Annotated in this window: 2 protein-coding genes; both read right to left on the reverse strand. The window is 66.4% G+C overall.

Features of this window, described 5'->3' with window-relative positions; genetic code table 11:
- Positions 1 to 299 precede the first annotated feature (299 nt).
- On the reverse strand, positions 300 to 1493 hold the full coding sequence (locus EN853_RS32935) for an IS91 family transposase (protein ID WP_127863049.1): 1194 nt from the start codon (positions 1491 to 1493) through the stop codon (positions 300 to 302).
- 2 nt (positions 1494 to 1495) lie between these two features.
- A complete protein-coding gene (locus EN853_RS32940) occupies positions 1496 to 2404 on the reverse strand; it encodes a tyrosine-type recombinase/integrase (protein ID WP_127863050.1) in 909 nt (302 codons plus the stop codon).
- Between the last annotated feature and the right edge of the window lie 129 nt (positions 2405 to 2533).

Below are 2533 nucleotides of genomic sequence, written 5' to 3' on the forward strand. Positions count from 1 at the left end.
CGTGAAGAGTTTCGGGCGCCGGCAGGCGTACGAAAGTCCCCGAGGAAGGAACCCGCGGGCCACAGGCGATGGCTATGGGGATTTCGATTTTCGGCAGATGTCGGCGATGGCGCGACCGCCGTCGGGAAGCTCTGGGGTGAATGCGGACAGACCGCTTCGCTGCGCCTCCGCGCGGTGTCGTCGGAACGGTGGGCGGCTGAGCGCGGATCTGTCGGCGTCGATAGTCACCATAGACGTGCGTCGATCCGTTGCCGGAGGCTGAGTGCCTGCAGCTGAAGGCTGAGGTAGGCCATGCCGGGTCACCGGGCGTTCTCCCGGTTCGTCGCCGTTTTGCCCGGCGGGCCGCGCGGCTGCTTCCGCCTTTCGAACACCTCGATGACGATCATGCGTCCGCCGCAGTACGGGCATGGCGGACGGAAGTCGTCCGGTTCCTCCGATGGATCGTTCATGGTGGGAGGCGCGGCCGCAAGCAACTCGCGCGCGAGTGCGAGGCTGGCCTTGCGGGCGGAGCCTGCGAGCAGCCCATAGTGACGGATGCGGTGGAACCCACGTGGCAGGACATGGAGCAGGAAGCGGCGGACGAACTCGTCGGTGGCGAGCGTCATGACCTGCTGCTGGTCTGCGCTAGGGCGACGATAATCCTTGTAGCGGAAAGTGACGCGGTCCTCGTCGAAACGGATGAGGCGTCGGTTCGAGATGGCGACACGGTGCGTGTAGCGCGACAGGTAGGCGAGCACCGCCTCCGGGCCGGCGAAGGGTGCCTTGGCGTAGACCACCCAGCGCTTCCTCCTGACGGGAGCGAGGTGGCGCAGGAATGCCCGCCGGTCGGTGAGGTGCGCCATCGATCCGAAGAAGACGAGCCGGCCGGCGTCGCGCAGCCCGACCAGACGGGTGAGGAATAGGCGGCGGAACAGCTTGCCGAGTACCCTCACCGGAAGCAGGAATGCCGGGCGCGACGATATCCAGCGGCTTCCGCCGAGTGCAATGCCGCCGCCCGGCACGATCATGTGCACATGGGGATGGTGCGTCATCGCCGAACCCCAGGTATGGAGCACGGCAGTGATGCCGATGCGCGCGCCGAGATGCTTCCGATCTGCCGCGATCGTCAGCATCGTCTCCGACGCTGCCTTGAACAGCAGGTCGTAGACCGCCGCCTTGTTGTGGAAGGCGACGTCGGCGACCTCGGCGGGCAGCGTGAACACGACGTGGAAGTAGCCGACCGGCAGCAGGTCGGCTTCCCGCTCGGCAAGCCATGTACGTGCGGCCGCACCCTGGCACTTCGGACAGTGCCGGTTGCGGCAGGAGTTGTAGGCGATACGCCACTGGCCGCAGTCCTCGCAGGCCTCGACGTGACCGCCAAGGGCCGCGGTGCGGCAGTTCTCGATCGCCGACATGACCTTGAGCTGGGCGAGGCTCAGATGTCCGGCATGGGCGACCCGGTAGGCGGGCCCGGCAGTGCGGAAGATGTCGGCAACCTCGATCGAGGCGCGCACGCTCAGCCGTCGGGCGAGATCTCTTCCGGCTTGAAGAGGCCAAGCTTGTCGAGCGGGCTCGTGACGGTGCGCACCGTGCGGGTTGCAACCTTGGTGTAGAAGGCGGTGCTATTTAGCTTGGCGTGCCCGAGCAGGACCTGGATGATCCGGATGTCAGTGCCGTCCTCCAGCAGGTGGGTGGCGAAGCTGTGACGCAGCGTGTGCGGCCCGACCCGCTTGGCGATGTTGGCGGCCTGCGCCGCCTCGACGACCACGCGATAGAGCTGGCGGGTGCTGATGGGCTTCATCGCATGCTGCCCCGGAAACAGCCAGCCGTCGCGATGCATCACCCCCTGCTGGCGTCCGACCTTCCACCACTGACGCAGCAACAAGAGCAGATCTTGCGACAGCATGGCGTTGCGGTATCGCCCGCCCTTGCCGCGCTCGACCCGGATCAGCATGCGCTCGCTGTCGATGTCGGCGACCTTCAGCATCGACACCTCGGCCACGCGCAGGCCCGCGCCATAGGCGACCGACAGCGCGGCCTGGTGCTTCAAGCAGGTGGTGGCGTTGAGGAGCCGGGCGACCTCGTCGCGGCTCAAGACCACCGGCAGCTTCCGTGGGTGCGCCAGACGAACAAGCTTGCGCGCCAGATCGGGACGATCGACCGTATGCGTGAAGAAGAAGCGCAGCGCCGACACGATGCTGTTCATCGTCGGCACGGGAACACCGTCGTCCTGCTGCTTGATCTGGAACCGGCGCAGGTCGTCGGCGGTCGCTGTGTCCGGCGACCGGCCGAGGAACGTCGCCAGGCGTCCGATGTCGCGGAGATAGTTGCGCTGCGTCTCCCGTGAGAAACGCCGCATGTTCATGTCGTCGATCAGCCGCTGACGCAGTGGACTGATAGGTGCATCAAGAACGGGATAGGGCATGGTCGGGCTCCTTGTTGAAGAAGCCCGTGATGCTCTGCCGCTGCCGAACCACCCTCAATGCGAGCGCGACGTCCGGTTCTTGACCTCTACCTCAACCGTTCGCGCCCTCCCGCGCAGCGGGTTTCGTTC

Origin of the sequence: Mesorhizobium sp. M1C.F.Ca.ET.210.01.1.1, assembly GCF_004791585.1 — a bacterium.
In the GTDB taxonomy this organism is placed as follows: domain Bacteria; phylum Pseudomonadota; class Alphaproteobacteria; order Rhizobiales; family Rhizobiaceae; genus Mesorhizobium.